Raw genomic sequence first — 15,301 nt, forward strand, 5'->3', positions numbered from 1 at the left:
ATGAGCCTACAACGACAACCCTTGACCGATTCGATCCGTGGCCTAAGCGGCTTGATAGCGGTCTTTGTGCTGGTCATCGCAATGCTGGAGTCCGGCGGCCTGCACAATTGGGCGCAACACCTAGAACTCGGCCCGTGGCGCAGCATTGCCTTGCCCGTCGCCGCTACATTGGATACATCACTGGCGCCAATCGGCATCGATCGCGTGCGCCAGCGCGCATTGGCGAATCTGGCGCTGCTGCGTAGCAGCGACACGCCAGACACGCCAACCGCCGCTCCTGCCGCTCCCGCTGTATCCGCAGCAACGCCCGGCACGACCACTTCTGCCCCCAACACTGCGGCGACGAGTGGCATTGACAGTTCCACGGTGCCCTCCAGCGTCGACTCCTCTGCACACAGCTCGGACAATCCTCGCCTCATTGCACTTGTCGGCGATTCGATGATGGCGGTAGGCATTAGCCCGCCTTTGCTAAGCGAGATGGTCGAGCATCCTCAACTGAAGGCGCTGCGCGCATTTCGTTCAGGCACCGGCTTGAGCCGACCCGACGTATTTGACTGGATACAGCAGTATCCCATCATGCTGAATGGGCGGCATCCCGCAGTCGCGATAGTCGCGATCGGCGCCAATGATGCCCAAGATGTCGCTGTAGACGGCAAAGTACTGGCCTTTGGCACGGAACAATGGAACACGCTCTACAAAATGCGCTTAAGGACCTTTCTCGACATGCTAACGCGCGACGGTACCCAAGTGATCTGGATCAGTCTGCCCCCCATGCAAAACCCAAAATTCCATGCGCGCATGAGCGCAATCAATCTCCTTGCCCAACAAGTAGTCAGTGAAAATTCGCATGCGTCCTGGTGGGACATCACTTCCCTTGTTGGCAGCCCCGATGGCCGCTTTCTTGAGTTCGCTAAAACACCAGACGGAAAAATTACGCGGATTCGGGCTGCCGACGGCATCCATTTTTCCGATCCTGGCGGCAGCCTCCTCACCCCTACGCTGCTACAGTGGATTGAACCTTCCGCAGAATCTGCAACGGCCAATCTTTCACCACCTACAAATCCGATGAGTGCACCGTGATCAAACCAAGCTTTCCTCTATTCTGCCGCATGCTGTCCTGCGGCCTGGTAACAATATTCATGCAAGGCTGCGCGTCGGCTGAACAAGCGCGCGATGCGCAAGTGACATGCCAGTCAGGTATTGGCTGTGAAGCGGCGCAGGAAGACCAGGCGACGCTAGAAGCACGCTTCGGTCCGCAAGCACTAAAGCAGCGGCATACCCATGCCGCCGTTGATGTGCTGACGCTCGGCGACGGCGCGCAACGCGTCTACGTTTTCATTCCCACGCAGCCGTCATTGCGCGGCAAAGTACCGATGGTGTTTCTGCATCATGGCTGGCAAGGGATGAATCCACGCAACTTCGGCGGCCTGATCGACCATCTGGCGCGCAGCGGCCAGGTAGTCATCTACCCGGTCTATCAGCAATCCGCGCAAACCTCACCGCAAATCGTCACACATGAGGCAGCCCAGGCTGACCGCCGTGCCCTGACAGCGTTGGAACAACAACGCAACCTCACCCCAGACCCGACACGGGTACTGTATTACGGCTATTCGATGGGAGCGGCGATCTCGCTCAACCTGGCGCTGGACTATCAGAAATACCAACTCCCGGCGCCAAGCGCCCTGGTCCTGACCGCACCCGGCGATGCTTACCATGTCGCTCACGGCAAACTTGGCCAAAGCATCATCGGCGCAATAGAACAGCTACCTCCCGAGCTCCCTGTCGCCATTCTTACCGGCGCTGACGACACCTCGATAGGACTGCCAACCGCCCGCACTTTAGCCTCCCGGCTTTGCGGTATTCGTGCAGATCGTCGAGTACTGATGGTGCTGCCCAGCGATGAGAACAACAACAAGAAAGTGTTTGCCGCTCATGGCGCTCCCGGCGCTCCCGACAGTCGATATGATTTCCCGCTAACGCGACGCCAGGCAGGCGCAGGCGATCTGCCGAATCGCGCTATCCCGACGCAGCTCCAGGGGCGCAACGACTTCGAAGCCTCGGCTTCATTCAATCAGCTGGATATATACGGCTTTTGGAAGGTGATTGACGCGATGACCGACGGCTTGCGTGACGGAAAACTATCCAGCACCGTCTTCGGTAACGGCACAGCCGCACAACGCTATCTCGGCAGTTGGCCCGATGGCAGCCGGTACAAACCAATCACCATTGAACAACCCTGTCATTAGGGCCTGTTAACATTTTCGAACGTAAGCCAGCGGCGTCGTCTTTACTGTGGGTAAACGTAAAAAAGCCCGGGATGCATCTGCATCCCGGGCTTTTTCTTGCAGCTGAATTACTGTGCAGCTACCGGAGCAGCTTCGCCGCCTTCGTCAGCCTGCGCTGCCTTCATCGACAGTTTCAGACGGCCGCGGTCGTCGGTTTCGAGAACCTTGACGCGTACTTGCTGGCCTTCTTTCAGGTAGTCGGCAACGGCATTGACGCGCTCATTGGCGATCTGGCTGATGTGCAGCAGACCGTCTTTGCCCGGCAATACTTGTACGATTGCGCCGAAGTCCAGCAGCTTCAGTACGGTGCCTTCGTAGACCTTGCCTACTTCAACCGAAGCAGTCAGTTCTTCGATACGGCGCTTGGCTTCCTGGCCGGCAGCAGCGTCGACTGAAGCGATGGTGACCACGCCTTCGTCGCTGATGTCGATCTGGGTACCGGTTTCTTCGGTCAGCGCGCGAATCACGGCGCCGCCCTTGCCGATTACGTCACGGATTTTTTCCGGATTGATCTTGATGGTGATCAGGCGCGGAGCGAAATCGGACAGCTCGGTTTTACCGTGCGGTACGGCTTCTTGCATCTTGCCGAGGATATGGATACGGCCTTCTTTAGCTTGCCCCAAAGCGACTTGCATGATTTCCTTGGTGATGCCCTGGATCTTGATATCCATCTGCAATGCAGTGATACCGTTAGCTGTACCAGCTACCTTGAAGTCCATGTCGCCCAGGTGATCTTCGTCGCCCAGGATATCTGTCAGGACGGCGAACTTGCTGCCATCCTTGATCAGGCCCATGGCGATACCAGCCACGTGGGCTTGCATCGGCACGCCGGCATCCATCAACGCCAGGCAGCCGCCGCAGACCGAAGCCATCGACGAGGAACCGTTGGATTCGGTGATTTCCGATACCAGGCGCACCGAGTAGCTGAAATCTTCCGGTGCCGGCAAGGCTGCTTGCAGAGCACGCTTGGCCAGACGGCCGTGACCGATTTCGCGGCGCTTTGGCGTACCAACGCGGCCGGTTTCGCCGGTAGCGAACGGAGGCATGTTGTAATGCAGCATGAAGCGGTCCGAGTACTCGCCCATCAGCGCGTCGATCTTTTGTTCGTCGCGTGCAGTGCCCAGCGTGGCAACTACCAGCGCTTGGGTTTCGCCACGAGTGAACAGTGCCGAACCGTGGGTACGCGGCAGCACGCCGGTACGGATCGTGATCGGACGCACGGTGCGTGTGTCGCGGCCGTCGATACGTGGCTCGCCTTCGAGGATCTGCGAACGGACGATCTTGGCTTCCAGGTCAAACAGGATGCCGCTGACTTCTGCCGAATCCGGCGCTGTTGCGCCGATCGATGCAGCTTCTGCAGCCAAATCCGCGTTGACTTCAGCGGTAGCGTCTTTCAGCTTGGCAGTACGGGCTTGCTTGTCTTTGATTTGGTAAGCTGCGCGCAGCTTGGCTTCACCGAAATGCGCAACGCGAGCGATCAGCGCGTCATTCTTCGGCGCTGGGCTCCATTCCACTTCAGGCTTGCCGCCGTCACGGACCAACTCATGGATCGCGTCGATAACAGCCTTCGATTGCTCGTGGCCGAATACAACCGCGCCCAGCATGATTTCTTCAGACAATTGCTTGGCTTCCGATTCCACCATCAGCACGGCGGTTTCAGTACCGGCAACCACCAGGTCCATCTCGGACTTGGTCAATTGCGATGTAGTTGGGTTCAATACGTATTGACCGTCGATATAACCAACGCGTGCGGCGCCAACTGGGCCAGCGAAAGGAATGCCGGCAACCGACAGGGCAGCCGAAGCGCCGATCATTGCAGCGATGTCTGGATCGATTTCTGGATTGACCGACAGAACGTGAATGATGACTTGCACTTCATTCAGGTAACCTTCTGGGAACAGCGGACGGATCGGACGATCGATCAGGCGCGATGTCAGGGTTTCTTTTTCGGAAGGACGGCCTTCGCGCTTGAAGAAACCGCCTGGGATACGGCCAGCAGCGTAGGTCTTTTCAACGTAATCAACGGTCAATGGGAAAAAATCCTGACCTGGCTTGGCATCTTTGCGTGCCACAACGGTAGCCAGCACAACGGTATCTTCGATCGATACCAGCACTGCGCCGGAGGCTTGACGAGCGATCTCGCCAGTTTCCAGTGTGACTTGATGTTGTCCGTACTGGAATGTCTTAGTAACTTTATTAAACACGATATATCCTTCTCATCAGTTGGGGACAGAGTAATTCGCTGCAAGCTGACGCTTGCAACTCTTAAACTCTTCCCGCAATCGTTTATTTGCCGACAGATTTTCAGGGGCTGTCGTTCACCTCACCACAGACGATTCATCGCTGGCTACCGCCAATGAATTGCCGTCTCCTTGCTTAGTACCAACTTCTTACTTCTTGAAACTTGTGCAGATAAGCTACAAAAAAGCTGCTGCCAAAAGCAAAAATGCCCGCATCAGAGACTGATACAGGCATTTTTTTCAACTTATCGACGGACCAAGGACATCGTCACGAAATATCGAAACAGGATGTCGCAGAAAATAACCGGGGCCGACGACGAGTCGCGCACTGACGATTACTTACGCAGGCCGAGTTTTTCGATCAGCGAACGGTAACGGTTCAGGTCTTTACCTTTGAGGTAGGACAGCAGGCTCTTACGACGGTTAACCATCATGATCAGGCCGCGGCGGGAATGGTGATCCTTGGCGTGGGCTTTGAAGTGGCCGTTCAGGTCGTTGATACGGGCTGTCAGCAGCGCAACTTGCACTTCTGGGGAGCCGGTGTCGTTTTGACCGCGCGCATTATCAGTGATAATAGCGGCCTTAGCTGTTTTTTCGATAGTCATGCTTTACCTTTCACAAGCGGTGTACAGAGTAGGGGCAACAGCCCTGAACCTTATGCACCGTGAACAACGATTAATAAATCCGGTCGAATCTGACCAGACGCGCAGTATATAGCAAATCTCCTGCCGATTCAAATACTTAGCGTGACGCCAACAACATTCTTTTAGGGATATTGCCATGAAACACTTTTTTTCCATCCCGCTGGCTGGCCTGCTGCTGGCGCTCACCGGCTGCGCCGCGCTGATGGCGCCGCCAGTCAACCCTGGCGAACCCGAAACACAGGTGCTGGCACGCCTTGGCAAACCCACCTCGACTTATCAAGACGGCAATGATGTATTATTGGAATATGCACGCGGCCCATTCGGCCAGGTGACGTATATGGCGAGAATCGGTCCTGACCATACACTAATCTCCTATGAGCAAGTGTTGACCCTGGAGAAATTCGCCACCATCAAGGTCGGTCAGTTCAACCAGGCCGATGTGCTGCGCACCATAGGCAAGCCTTTCGAAACCATCTACTACGACCGGGTCAAGCTGAACGGCTGGAACTACGCCTACAAGGAAGCCGGCGTCTGGAATTCGGAGATGACGGTGTATTTCGATGACAGCGGCATTGTACGCAAGCTGGAAAACGGGCCGGATCCGCGCTTTGAACATAGCCGGTTCGGCAGGTAAAGACGGCAGGCATCCCTGACAGAAAGCGCCATACATGATCAAATTCCCCGAACGCCAACGCGTCCAGGCCATGCTGGCCGGCACCCTGAACGAATGGTTCAAGCAGCGCTCCGGCAGCAAAGGCGCGGCGCTCGCCTTCTACACACTGTTCTCGATGGCGCCGATGCTGATACTGGTGATTGCGATTGCCGGTGCGGTATTCGGTGAACAGGCAGCGCGCGGGGAAATTTTCGGCCAGTTGTCCGGCCTGATCGGGCCGACCGGCGCCGACGCCATCCAGCTGCTGCTGGCCGCCGCCCACAAGAACCAGTCCGGGCCGGTGGCCGCGCTGATCGCCGTGGTTGTGCTGCTGGTCGGCGCCACTACCGTGTTTTCCGAACTGAAAGATAGCCTGGACGAGATCTGGTACGTCGAACGTACCCGCCAGTCCGGCATCATGTCGCTGATACGGACGCGCCTGCTGTCGTTCGGACTGATCCTGGTGCTGGCCTTCCTGCTGCTGACCTCGCTGGTGGTGAGCGCGGCGTTGGCGTTGCTGGCCAAGTACCTGGGCGGCACGTGGATCAGCGTCACGACGATTTTCTCGCCGCTGTCGCAGCTGTTTGCGTTTGCCGTGATCGCCAGCCTGTTTGCCTCGATCTACAAGATGCTGCCGCAGACCAAGTTGCCGTGGCGCGATGTCTGGATCGGCTCGATCGGCACCGCCGCCCTGTTCGTGCTGGGCAAATACGTGATCGGCATCTACCTCGGCAACAGCGGCGTCGCCTCAAGCTATGGCGCCGCCGGTTCGGTGATTGCACTGCTACTGTGGATTTACTATTCGGCGCAGATTTTCTTTTTCGGCGCGCAATTCACGCGCCAGTACGCGCTGTTTTTCGGCAGCCTGCAAAACAAAGAAGCCGGCAATCTGACGACGCCGGCTTCCTGATTTCCTCTTGGTGGGCACTAACACCCGCCTTACCCTTCATTTAGTCCTGATACGGCTCCAGCCCGCGCTCCGAGAGGCGCAGGATGCGGCCGCAGCGGCGCGCCAGTTCGATGTCGTGGGTCACGATCACGAAAGCCGTGCCTAAGGTCTGCGACAACTCCAGCATCAGGTCGAAAGTCAATTGCGCAGTCGCCCGGTCCAGGTTGCCGGTTGGCTCGTCGGCCAGCACGCAAGCCGGCTTGGTGACCAGCGCCCGCGCCAGAGCAACCCGTTGGCGTTCGCCGCCGGACAATTCGCCCGGCACGTGGATAACCCGTTCCGCCAGCTTGACCCGCGCCAGGATCGTGCGCGCCTGCTCCTGCGCATCGGCGCGCTTGAGGCGGCGGATCATCAACGGCATCGCGACGTTGTCGAGCGCCGAGAATTCCGGCAGCAGGTGATGGAACTGATAAACGAAACCCAATGCGGTATTGCGCAAGTCGCCACGCGCCTTTTCACCCAGGGTTGTAAAGTCCTTGCCGAGCAGGCTGACATTGCCGGTGGTCGGCGTATCCAGCCCGCCGAGCAGATGCAGCAAGGTTGACTTGCCCGATCCGGACGCGCCGACGATTGCCACCTGCTCGCCCTTGGCGACATCGATATCGATGCCGCTCAACACCTTGACCGAATAACTGCCCTGGGTAAACGTCTTACCCAGATTGCGGCAGGACAGGACGATTTCATTGTTTGTTTGATTGTTGGTATTACTCATAGCGCAAAGCCTCAGCAGGTTTCACCCGGGCAGCCCACCAGCTCGGATACAGGGTCGCCAGGAAAGCCAGCACCACGGCGACGCCGCCGATGGTCCAGACATCCGGCCAGCGCAGGTCTGACGGCAATTCGGTAATCACGTAGACGCTCTTCGGCAAGAACTGCACATGCAACATGCGTTCGATGAACGGCACGATGACGTCGATATTCAGCGCCACCAGCACACCGAGGCCAATCCCGATGGCGGTGCCGATCAGCCCCACCAGCGCGCCCTGGATCATGAAAATCTTCATGATCGATCCCGGCGATGCGCCCAGCGTACGCAGGATGGCGATGTCGGCCTGCTTGTCGGTCACCGTCATCACCAGCGTCGACACCAGATTAAACGCGGCCACCGCAATGATCAGCGTCAGGATGATGAACATCATGCGCTTTTCAGTCTTGACGGCGGCGAACCAGTTGCTGTTCTGCTGGGTCCAGTCGCGCAGATACAAATTGGGAGGCAGGGTTGTCGCCAGTTGCTGCACCACCTGCGGCGCCTGCAACATATCGGTAATCTTCAGGCGGACACCTGACGGCGAATCCTGGCGGAACATCTTTTCCGCATCGTCCATCTGGATGAAAGCCAGCGTCGAATCGTATTCGAAATGGCCAGCCTCGAAAATGCCGACCACATTGAATTGCCGCAAACGCGGAATCACGCCGGCCGGCGTTACCTGGCCTTGCGCCGCCATCAGCGTCACCTTGTCGCCGACACCGACGCTCAACGCATGCGCCAGCTCGATGCCCAAGACAATATTGAATTCGCCAGGCTTAAGATCGTTGAAGCTACCTTGCTTGACCTTGCTCGCCACGTCCGACACCTTCGGTTCCTCCGACGGCAGCACGCCGCGTATCGCCACGCCGCGCAACACGCCATCGCGCACCAGCATGGCCTGGGCATCGACATACGGCGCCGCGCCAATCACTTCCTTGTTCTTGAATGCTTCCTTGGCGACCTCTTCCCAGTTCGGCATCGAACCGGAAGCGTCGAACACTTCGATATGCGCCAGCACCGACAGCATGCGGTCGCGCACATCCTTCTGGAAGCCGTTCATCACCGACAGCACCACGATCAGCGCCGCCACGCCAAGGGCGATGCCGGCCATCGAAATCAGCGAGATGAAGGAAATAAAGCTGTTACGGCCGCTACGCTTGCCCGCACGGGTATAGCGAATGCCGACCAGCCACTCAAACGGTAAATTTTTTATGATGCTCAATGCATGGCTCCCGAAATCAGCCCGCAGTTTGCCATAATTTGGCAAATTTCACGGCGCTTTCCAGCAATTCGACTATCTGACGCGCTACTCTGATCGAAACAAGACGGGAACGTTCAATCCCGCCTGGGCCGAAAATCGGCCAGCCGGCATCATTCATTGCCAAAACGAAATATACTCTCAGTCAAGCTGTCGCAATCGGCGCTGGAGCCGATTGGACCGGTATGAAATCTATTTGAGGCTGACATGATGAGAAAACTTTTTGCGCTTTGCCTGGGGCTGCTGTTCGCACAAGCTGTGGTTGCCGCCAATCTTCCCTACGACGAAAAGGCCGACGCCAAGGTCGACCTGCAGCAGGCGCTCAGCCAGGCCAAGACCAGCCACAAGCAAGTGCTGCTGGTATTCGGCGCCAACTGGTGCCCGGATTGCCGCGAACTGGACAAGGCGCTGCACGGTAGCAGCGCGCCGCTGATCAACGGCAAATTCGTGCTGGTCAAGGTCGATGTCGGCAATTTCGACAAGAATCTCGATGTTGCCCAGTCCTACGGCAACCCGATCAAGAAGGGTATCCCGGCCGCCGTCGTGCTCGGCGCGGACAACAAGATCCTGTACTCGACCAAGGCCGGCGAACTGGCGGATGCGCGCCACATGGGCGAGAACGGCATCTACGATTTCTTCAGCAAGGTCGTCACTACCCCTAAATAACGTATCCCTGAACGCAGCAGGCCGGCAATCCGCCGGCCTGCTGCAACACCCTTCTACTGCCCGAATTAGCGAATTACTTTGGCGCCATCCGAATCGCGCCGTCGAGGCGAATCACTTCGCCGTTCAGGTAAGCAGTCTCGATGATAGTCCGCGCCAAAGCTGCAAATTCGGCTGGCTTGCCCAGGCGCGACGGGAACGGCACCATTTTTCCCAGTGCATCCTGGACTTCCTCCGGCATTCCCATCAACATCGGCGTCTCCATGATGCCGGGCGCAATCGTCATCACGCGAATGCCATGACGCGCCAGTTCGCGCGCCGCCGGCAGTGTCAGGGCCACTACCCCGCCTTTGGAGGAAGCATACGCAGCCTGGCCGATCTGGCCGTCGAACGCCGCCACCGATGCGGTGTTGATGACCACGCCACGCTCGCCATCCGCATTCGGCTCGCCTTTGCTCATGGCATCGGCAGCCAGGCGCATCATGTTGAACGTGCCGATCAGGTTGATCTGCACCACGCGAGTAAAGTCTTCCAGCCCGTGTGGACCTTCCTTGCCGACGATGCGCTTGGCCGGCGCCACGCCAGCGCAATTGATCAATCCATGCAAGCCGCCGAACACCGTGACTGCAGTATTGACGGCTTCCGTGGCGCTGGCTTCGCTGCACACATCGGTGGCGACAAAGCGCGCATTGGCGCCCAACTGCGTTGCCAGCGCAGCGCCGGCTTCCTTGTTCACATCCGCGATCACCACCTTGCCGCCGGCCGCCACCAACATGGCGGCAGTTGCCGCACCAAGACCGGAGCCGCCGCCGCTGATCAGGAATACATTGTTTTCAATTTGCATATTTTCTCTTCTCTACGATTTTCCATCATTTGGTTTTAGCGATTTCCTGGTTGCGCAAAATGAAGCGCTGCAGTTTTCCGCTAGGGGTTTTCGGTAATTCTGTCAAAAATTCGATTTCGCGTGGATAGGAATGTGCAGCCAGGCGACGCTTGACGTATTGCTGCAATTCTTCCGTCAGTTCGGCACTCGGCGCGTAATCCTGGCTAAGCACAACGAAGGCCTTCACCAGTTCCGTGCGCTCAGGATCCGGTTTGCCGACCACCGCTGCCTCGACGACTGCCGGATGCTCCAGCAGCGCACTTTCCACGTCGAAGGGACCGATGCGGTAGCCGGACGATGTAATGATATCGTCGCCGCGACCGATAAAACTGATGCTGCCGTCCTGGTTCAGTTCCACCGTATCGCCGGTGACGTAGTAGGTGCTCTGGTCGCGGCTGTTGTCCTGCTGCCAGTATCCCTGGAACCAGTAGATGGGCGAACGTGGACGGTCCACCGCCAGCACGCCCGGTTGGCCGACACCCAGCTCATTCTCATCGTCGTCGATCACCGCCAGCCGGTAACCCGGCATCGCAAGGCCGGCCGAGCCCATGTGCACCGCATGCTGCAAGCCGTGGTGATTACACAGCACCATGCCGGTTTCGGTCTGGCCGTAGTGGTCGTTGATCAGCGTGTCCAGATGTTCGCGGAACCACCGGATCACTTCCGGATTCAAGGGTTCGCCAGCGCTGCTGACCGCGCGCAGTTGGCCTTTGACCGGCGCCGCCGCCTCTGCGCCGGCGGCGATCAGCATGCGGTAGGCGGTCGGCGAACCGGTCAGGTTGGTGATGCCGTACTTCTTGATGATCCGGTAGGTGCTCTCCACCGTGAACGAGCCTTCGTAGAAGGTGATGGCGTGCCCCATCATCAGTGGCCCGGTCACGCAGTAGTACAGACCATAAGCCCAGCCCGGATCGGCGATGTTCCAGAATTTGTCTTCCGGGCGCAGATCGACCGCATAACGCGTGTAGACATAGAACGACAGCATCGCCCTGAGCGGCACCGCAACGCCCTTGGCCGGGCCGGTCGTGCCGGAAGTGAACAGCATGATGAAGGCGTCATCCGCCTGCCGCATGACCGGTGCGAACTCGGTCGACTGCCGATCCATCTCGTTCCAGAAATTGAAATCGCCGGCAGCAAGTTCAGCGGCGCCGGCGACAGTCATGGTCGGCGGACAATCCGGCACATCCTGCAGCTTGTGACGATTATCCGGATCGGTGACGATCAGCTTGGCAGCGCTGGCCGCGACCCGGTATTCGATCGATTTCGAACCGAATGCCGTGAACAGCGGCTGGTACACTGCGCCAGCACGCCAGGTGCCGAGGATCACGATCAGCAGTTCCGGCGTGCGCGGCAGCAGCCCGGCAATCCGGTCGCCCGGTTGCACGCCCTGTGCTTTGAGGAAATTGGCAAAACGGCCAGACAGCTCCTTGAGCTGCTCGAAAGTATAGGTGGCGCTGCGGCCATCCTTGCCTTCCCACACCAGGGCGACACGGCCCGGTGTGGCATGCCGGTCGCAGCATTCGACGCAGGCATTGACGCCGGTTTGCAGGTTGCCGACCAATTCGGCGGCAACGCTGTCGATGTTGAAATCCGCATAAAACTGCGCATAATCCGGGGAAGCATGGGACGCGGCTGTAACGCCCGCTGGCAAACCAGATGACATGAATGTTCTCCTCTAACCTAAAATGGCAGGCCTGGTGGCTCTTTTTATGTTGTTATGAGAAATGTGTGCGGCAGGTCCCAGTCTAGGGTATTTGCCGCATCGGAGCCATGTTAAAAGCGATCATTGAATTTGATCGGAATTGCAACACATTTTTCTAGACGGATTTATGGAAGATTGGGAGAAAGGCACGATTGCAGTCAGCCTTGTCGACGAAGCGCTGCAGAGCATGCGCCAGCGCGGCATGGATACCGACGTACTGCTGCTGCAGGCCGGGATTTCGCCGCGCCTTCTGGCGGCGCCGCATGCTCGCGTCGCTGCCGTCAATTACGGCCACCTGTGGTATCTGATCGCCCATGCGATGGATGACGAATTCTTCGGCATGGATACGCATCCGATGCGGGTCGGCAGCTTCAACCTGCTGTGTCGCGGCGCCCTGCACAGCGCCAACCTTGGCAAGGCGCTGGAGCGCGTGCTGGATTTCCTGCGACTGGTGCTGGACGACATCTCGGCGACGTTGTCGCAGCAAGATGGTCTGGCGCGCATCACGATCAACGAAGCCGGCGCCCCGCGCCGCATGTTCACATACGCCACTTTCCTGATGCTCGTGCACGGCGTCGGCAGCTGGCTGATCGGCCGCCGCATACAGTTGCTGTCGGCGGATTTTCGCAGCAACGAGCCACAATCCAGCCTCGACTACAAGATCCGTTTTTGCGACCAGGCGCGTTTCGGCCAGGATCACACCAGCATTACCTTCGACGCCGCCAGCCTGGCGCTGCCGATCGTGCAAAACCAGCGCTCGCTGCAAACCTTCCTGCGCGAAGCCCCCGGCAACCTGCTGGTCAAATACAGCAATCACGACAGCCTGGCCGCTACCATCCGGCGCCACCTGCGGCAAGTGCCGCTGACCGAATGGTCGGATTTCGACAGCTTGTCGCGAGAACTGCAAACCCCGGCGTCAACGCTGCGCCGCAAACTCAGCCAGGAAGGACAGTCTTACCAGGCGATCAAGGACAACCTGCGGCGCGACCTGGCAATCAACTACCTGAGCGGCTCCACCCGCAGCATCGAGGACATCGCGATCAGCCTCGGCTTCGCCGATCCGAGCGCCTTCCATCGCGCGTTCAAAAAATGGACCGGGAACAGTCCGGGCGAGCATCGGCGTACTTTGTCTGCACTGGAATAATTTCGGCCGCATTCATTTGCGCCTGGTCTGCGTAAACACCCTGCCGTGTATCGCCGACAAGATCGCTTCAACCGCTGGATGCTTGATCTTGCGTTCATTCGACACCGCATAGAACTGCTCGTGTACCTGATCCAGCTGGCCGATAAGGACTGCGCCGAACTGCTCCTCGACGTCAGCGGCGAGCGCGGACGGCGCCGGGAACAAGCCCAGGCCGTTGCGGCCAAAGGTGTTCAGCAGTGCATTGTCATCGAATTCTCCAACCACGTCCGGCCGCAGGTCGCGCGCTTCGAACCAGTGGTCGATGCGTCCGCGGATCAGGTTGTTGCGGGTCGGTAGCAACACCGGCGCACCGCTCAGGCTGCTCGGAAATGTCGGCCGATAACGCTTGGCCAGTTCCTTGCTGCCGAACAGTGCGATATCGCTTTCTCCCAGTAAATGGCTGAAGACGCGCAGCGCCGTGCCGGAAGGCGCAGGCCGATCGGTCAGCACGACATCCAGTTTGTGCAGCGTCAGGTCGCCCAGCAGCGATTCGAACTTGTCTTCAAAGCACACCAGTTTTACGCGCTGCGGCAGGCGCAGTGCGGCTTCCAACAGGCGCGAAGAAATCAGTTTCGGTAATGAATCAGAAATGCCGACCGCCAGCCGCATCGTGCGTTCATCTTCGGTGGCGGCCAATGCGTCCTGCATCTGTTCGCCCAACAGGAAAATCTGATCCGCGTAACCCAGGGCCAGGCGCCCCGCCTCGGTCAGCACCAGCCGCCGTCCTTGCGGCGCCAGCAGCGCCTTGCCTATCGATTGCTCCAACAGGGAAATTTGCGTGCTGACGGTCTGCACCGCCAAACCCAGGCGCTCGGCAGCACGCGTGACGCTGCCTTCCTTGGCGACCACCCAGAAATAATGCAGATGTCGAAAATTCAATCCTGATGTTTTCATTGTTCTGTTTTTCCGAAGTAATTGTTCGATTATCTTCGCTTTTTAAAGTTATGTCGCGACTATATGATGATTACTCCTAAAACGAATTGGAGCCAAAGATGAAACCTACCATCGTTGCAAATGGCGTAAAACTCAGCCGCAGATTGCGCGAGTACGTTAGCCGTCGCCTTTCCCTGGCGTTCGGCAGGAAGCAATACGGCATCCAGGCAGTGAAGGTTCGCATCAGCGATCAGAACGGTCCGAAGGGCGGCGTCGACAAACACTGCCAGATCCATTTGACGCTGCCGGGCCTGCCGCCTGTGGTCGTCACGGAAAAAGGCAGAGATATCGCCAGCATGGTCGACCAGGCCGCGCATCGCGCCGCGCAGGCGACTGACCGCCTGTTGTCGAAGGCGAAAGCGGTGCGACATACGAAGTACACGGTGCCGATCACTGAAACTTCACTTATCTAATTTTAAGAAAGGACATCATGAACAACCGCTTCAATACATTGAGAAGCAGCAGCGCCAGGTATTCGACCTCCACGGTAATGGACGGTGCTGCACGCAAGGTCTTGCGCAACACTTATCTGCTGCTGTCGCTGTGCCTCGGCTTCAGCGCCATCGTCGCCGGCGCCTCGGTCGCCCTGGGCCTGCCAAGCCCGGGAATCATCATCACCTTGGCCGGCTACTTCGGCTTGCTGTTTTTGGTGACCAAGTACCGTGACCGCGGCCTCGGTGTGGGCATGGTATTCGCGCTGACCGGCTTCATGGGCTACACCCTGGGGCCGATCGTCAGCCAATACCTGAGCATGCCGAACGGCGGCCTCACGGTGGCCATGGCCTTGGCCGGCACCGCAGTGATTTTCCTGGGCATGTCGGCTTATGCGCTGGTCACCAAACGTGATCTGTCGTTCATGGGCGGCATGCTGACGGTTGGTGTGCTGGTAGCTTTCGTGGCTGGACTGGCGGCGATCTTCTTCAGCATTCCTGCGCTGTCGCTGACCGTATCCGCGGTGTTCGTGCTGCTGATGTCGGGCATGATCCTGTTCGAAACCAACAATATCGTGCGCGGCGGCGAAACCAATTATGTGATGGCGACCGTCAGCCTGTTCGTGTCGATCTTCAACCTGTTCACCAGCCTGCTGCAGTTACTCGGATTTGCTAACAAGGATTAAGCACGGTGCCTGTGCGTGCGGACCACGCCAGGCATTTATCTCGT

At 58.3% G+C, this 15,301-nt stretch carries 15 protein-coding genes; 8 read left to right on the forward strand and 7 right to left on the reverse strand.

The genetic code is table 11. The features are described 5' to 3' along the window. The first annotated feature begins 21 nt into the window (after positions 1 to 21). The gene (locus ACIPF8_RS06620; RefSeq protein ID WP_400418587.1) at positions 22 to 1,080 is read left to right on the forward strand and encodes a DUF459 domain-containing protein; all 1,059 of its coding nucleotides are present in this window, start codon (positions 22 to 24) and stop codon (positions 1,078 to 1,080) included. Then, on the forward strand, positions 1,077 to 2,246 hold the full coding sequence (locus ACIPF8_RS06625) for an alpha/beta hydrolase (protein ID WP_400418588.1): 1,170 nt from the start codon (positions 1,077 to 1,079) through the stop codon (positions 2,244 to 2,246). Before ACIPF8_RS06620 ends, ACIPF8_RS06625 begins: the two co-directional genes overlap by 4 nt. A 107-nt stretch (positions 2,247 to 2,353) precedes the next feature. Here the strand turns inward: ACIPF8_RS06625 and pnp are convergent, their stop codons facing one another. Both pnp and rpsO read right to left on the reverse strand, forming a co-directional pair. Beyond that, positions 2,354 to 4,489 carry a polyribonucleotide nucleotidyltransferase gene (gene pnp / locus ACIPF8_RS06630; protein ID WP_400418590.1) on the reverse strand — a complete coding sequence of 712 codons (2,136 nt, stop codon included), beginning with the start codon at positions 4,487 to 4,489 and terminating at the stop codon, positions 2,354 to 2,356. Between the two features lie 371 nt (positions 4,490 to 4,860). Further along, positions 4,861 to 5,130: a 30S ribosomal protein S15 gene (gene rpsO, locus ACIPF8_RS06635; protein ID WP_014007042.1), complete on the reverse strand. Its 270-nt coding sequence runs from the start codon at positions 5,128 to 5,130 to the stop codon at positions 4,861 to 4,863. A 175-nt stretch (positions 5,131 to 5,305) separates the two neighbouring features. Here rpsO and bamE point away from each other — a divergent pair, with 175 nt between their 5' ends. Both bamE and ACIPF8_RS06645 read left to right on the forward strand, forming a co-directional pair. After that, on the forward strand, positions 5,306 to 5,803 hold the full coding sequence (bamE, locus tag ACIPF8_RS06640) for an outer membrane protein assembly factor BamE (RefSeq protein WP_400418594.1): 498 nt from the start codon (positions 5,306 to 5,308) through the stop codon (positions 5,801 to 5,803). A 34-nt stretch (positions 5,804 to 5,837) separates the two neighbouring features. Next, positions 5,838 to 6,731, forward strand: a complete 894-nt coding sequence (locus ACIPF8_RS06645) for a YihY/virulence factor BrkB family protein (RefSeq protein WP_400418596.1) — start codon at positions 5,838 to 5,840, stop codon at positions 6,729 to 6,731. Positions 6,732 to 6,771: 40 nt separating this feature from the next. Here ACIPF8_RS06645 and lolD read toward each other — a convergent pair whose 3' ends face one another. Both lolD and ACIPF8_RS06655 read right to left on the reverse strand, forming a co-directional pair. Continuing rightward, positions 6,772 to 7,482, reverse strand: a complete 711-nt coding sequence (lolD, locus tag ACIPF8_RS06650) for a lipoprotein-releasing ABC transporter ATP-binding protein LolD (protein ID WP_061532728.1) — start codon at positions 7,480 to 7,482, stop codon at positions 6,772 to 6,774. After that, positions 7,475 to 8,740, reverse strand: a complete 1,266-nt coding sequence (locus ACIPF8_RS06655) for a lipoprotein-releasing ABC transporter permease subunit (RefSeq protein WP_400418599.1) — start codon at positions 8,738 to 8,740, stop codon at positions 7,475 to 7,477. Before ACIPF8_RS06655 ends, lolD begins: the two co-directional genes overlap by 8 nt. Before the next feature lie 243 nt (positions 8,741 to 8,983). Here ACIPF8_RS06655 and ACIPF8_RS06660 point away from each other — a divergent pair, with 243 nt between their 5' ends. After that, entirely contained in the window at positions 8,984 to 9,442 is a 459-nt protein-coding gene (locus ACIPF8_RS06660; protein WP_400418601.1) for a thioredoxin family protein, read from the forward strand. A gap of 73 nt (positions 9,443 to 9,515) precedes the next feature. Here the strand turns inward: ACIPF8_RS06660 and ACIPF8_RS06665 are convergent, their stop codons facing one another. Both ACIPF8_RS06665 and ACIPF8_RS06670 read right to left on the reverse strand, forming a co-directional pair. Next, positions 9,516 to 10,283, reverse strand: coding sequence for an SDR family NAD(P)-dependent oxidoreductase (locus tag ACIPF8_RS06665; RefSeq protein WP_400418604.1), 768 nt, complete (start codon positions 10,281 to 10,283; stop codon positions 9,516 to 9,518). Positions 10,284 to 10,308: 25 nt separating this feature from the next. Next, positions 10,309 to 11,985, reverse strand: coding sequence for an AMP-binding protein (locus tag ACIPF8_RS06670; protein WP_400418607.1), 1,677 nt, complete (start codon positions 11,983 to 11,985; stop codon positions 10,309 to 10,311). A 166-nt stretch (positions 11,986 to 12,151) separates the two neighbouring features. Between ACIPF8_RS06670 and ACIPF8_RS06675 the strand changes: the two genes are divergently transcribed. Further along, on the forward strand, positions 12,152 to 13,168 hold the full coding sequence (locus tag ACIPF8_RS06675) for an AraC family transcriptional regulator (protein ID WP_400418609.1): 1,017 nt from the start codon (positions 12,152 to 12,154) through the stop codon (positions 13,166 to 13,168). Positions 13,169 to 13,180: 12 nt separating this feature from the next. Here the strand turns inward: ACIPF8_RS06675 and nhaR are convergent, their stop codons facing one another. Next, positions 13,181 to 14,101, reverse strand: a complete 921-nt coding sequence (nhaR, locus tag ACIPF8_RS06680) for a transcriptional activator NhaR (RefSeq protein ID WP_400418612.1) — start codon at positions 14,099 to 14,101, stop codon at positions 13,181 to 13,183. Positions 14,102 to 14,199: 98 nt separating this feature from the next. On the opposite strand from nhaR, the gene ACIPF8_RS06685 reads away from it, so the two are divergent. Further along, positions 14,200 to 14,553 (forward strand): HPF/RaiA family ribosome-associated protein, encoded by a 354-nt coding sequence (locus ACIPF8_RS06685; RefSeq protein ID WP_400418615.1) that lies wholly within the window; start codon positions 14,200 to 14,202, stop codon positions 14,551 to 14,553. A gap of 17 nt (positions 14,554 to 14,570) precedes the next feature. After that, the gene (locus ACIPF8_RS06690; RefSeq protein WP_400418618.1) at positions 14,571 to 15,257 is read left to right on the forward strand and encodes a Bax inhibitor-1/YccA family protein; all 687 of its coding nucleotides are present in this window, start codon (positions 14,571 to 14,573) and stop codon (positions 15,255 to 15,257) included. Positions 15,258 to 15,301: the final 44 nt, after the last annotated feature.

The sequence above is a fragment of the Collimonas sp. NPDC087041 genome (assembly GCF_044745265.1).
Classification (GTDB): domain Bacteria; phylum Pseudomonadota; class Gammaproteobacteria; order Burkholderiales; family Burkholderiaceae_D; genus Collimonas.